Here is a 1905-nt window from a genome sequence, read left to right as displayed (position 1 = left end):
GGGTGTCAACCTTATTTAAAAAAAGACATTTTGTAGCCGATTGCCGCCACAACGACGCTCATTATCGGCGAGATGATATTGAAGAAGCAATAGGGCAGGTAGGTGGTCGTCGCCACGCCGAGCACGGTGCTCTGCGTCATGCCGCAGGTGTTCCACGGCACAAGCACTGAGGTCACGGTCACGGCGTCCTCTGTCGTGCGGCTCAGCAGGCGGCGCTCGTAGTTCTCGCGGTCGTAAACGTCGCGGAACATGTTGCCGGTGAGCAGGATGCACAGATACTGGTCGGCGATGGCTACGTTGAGCATCACGCCGGTGGTGGCTGTAGACGCCACGAGCGACGTGCGACCCTTCACCATGTGGATGAACAGTCGGGTGATACCACCCACCATTCCGCTTGCTGCCATCGTTCCGCCGAAACACATGGCGCAGATGATGAGCCAGATGGTGTCGGTCATACCTGCCATGCCGCGCGTAGACACGAGCTCGGTGAGCATCTGGTTCGATGTGCTCAGCGTCGTCTCGCCGTATACGCTCATCATCGCCGCCTTGAACATCGACGGGTCGATTTCTGCCAACGCCTCGCGCTGGAAGATGAGTCCGCAAGCCACAGCGAGAAGTGTCGATAAGAAGATAGTGACGATTGGCGGGGTCTTGCGCGCGATGAGCACGCCAGTGGCTACGGGCACTATGAGCAGCCACGGCGTTATGTTGAAGCGTCCGTCGAGGGCTGCCATGAACGAGGCTAATTCCTGCGTCTCCGTGGTGTCGATAGTGAGTCCTGCCACCGCGAAGATTATCAGCGCGAGGGTTATCGAGGGCACGGTGGTGAGCAGCATGTAGCGTATATGTCTGAATAGCTGCACGCCCAGACTGCCCGAGGCGAGGGTGGTTGTCTCGGAGAGTGGCGAGATTTTGTCGCCGAAATAAGCGCCGGAGATTATCGCTCCTGCCACCCAACCGTCGGCGAAGCCTTGCGCTCTGCCAATTCCCATGAGCGCAATGCCGATGGTGGCGATGGTGGTCCACGATGAACCGGTCATCAGACTGACAAGGGCGCAGATAAGGCAGGTGGACGCCAGGAAGACCGACGGATGGATGATGTGCATACCATAATATATTAAGGTGGGCACTACACCGCTCACCATCCATGCGCCGCCCAAAGCTCCGATGAGCAGCAGTATTATCAACGCACTCGACACGCTCGACACGTTCTTCGTGATAGCTTTCTCAAAACTTGACCACGGCACATTCAGATAGTCCATGCCGATGAGAACGCAGAACGCCGATACGGCTATCAATGTCACCTGCGACGCTCCTGCCAGCGAGTCGCTGCCGAACGCTCGTATCGTCGCAACGAGCATTACCACGAGCAACGCAATCGGTGTGAATGACAGCAACGCCGACGGACGCTTCTTCAAATGCGCAGTTGCTGCGTGTTTAGCGGTTACTTGTCCACTTTTTCTTCCTTCCTTGTGATTCTCCATTGTATTCATCCTGAAACATTGTGTATATTTATACATCACTATTTACTATTATTACATGCAAAGTTACTGTGTTTTCTGCATATATACAACATTCTACACCATAAAAGCGTATATAATTACAATAAAGAATAAACTAATGAATAAAATATCGTATAGATATACAACAAAATTAGATCTTGCGTACTCAATATATACACTCAATACCCAGGGCGCTGCCCTGGGCTATGTGATGTTGGGCTTTTTTGCTCTGGCAAGCGGCAAAGCCGAGCGCAGCTCGCATTAATTGAGTTTTGACTTTACACGCAAACACAAACCTTAGGAGGGTATAGCATCTTGCTATACCCACGCTATCACAAACCATAGGAGGCGGCGTGGGTATGGCATGATGCCATACCCTCCTAAACAAAAAAAGGTCTCCAAA

The 1905-nt window shown here is 52.8% G+C and carries 1 protein-coding gene; it reads right to left on the bottom strand.

All coding sequences use genetic code 11. The features are described from left to right. Nucleotides 1-11 precede the first annotated feature (11 nt). Nucleotides 12-1493, bottom strand: coding sequence for a Na+/H+ antiporter NhaC family protein (locus tag HMPREF0673_RS10955; protein WP_007902306.1), 1482 nt, complete (start codon nt 1491-1493; stop codon nt 12-14). Between the last annotated feature and the right edge of the window lie 412 nt (nt 1494-1905).

The organism is Leyella stercorea DSM 18206 (assembly GCF_000235885.1).
In the GTDB taxonomy this organism is placed as follows: Bacteria; Bacteroidota; Bacteroidia; order Bacteroidales; family Bacteroidaceae; genus Prevotella; species Prevotella stercorea.
The sequence above is the reverse complement of the archived record's forward strand: the minus strand, read 5'-3'. Positions and strand labels throughout refer to the sequence as shown.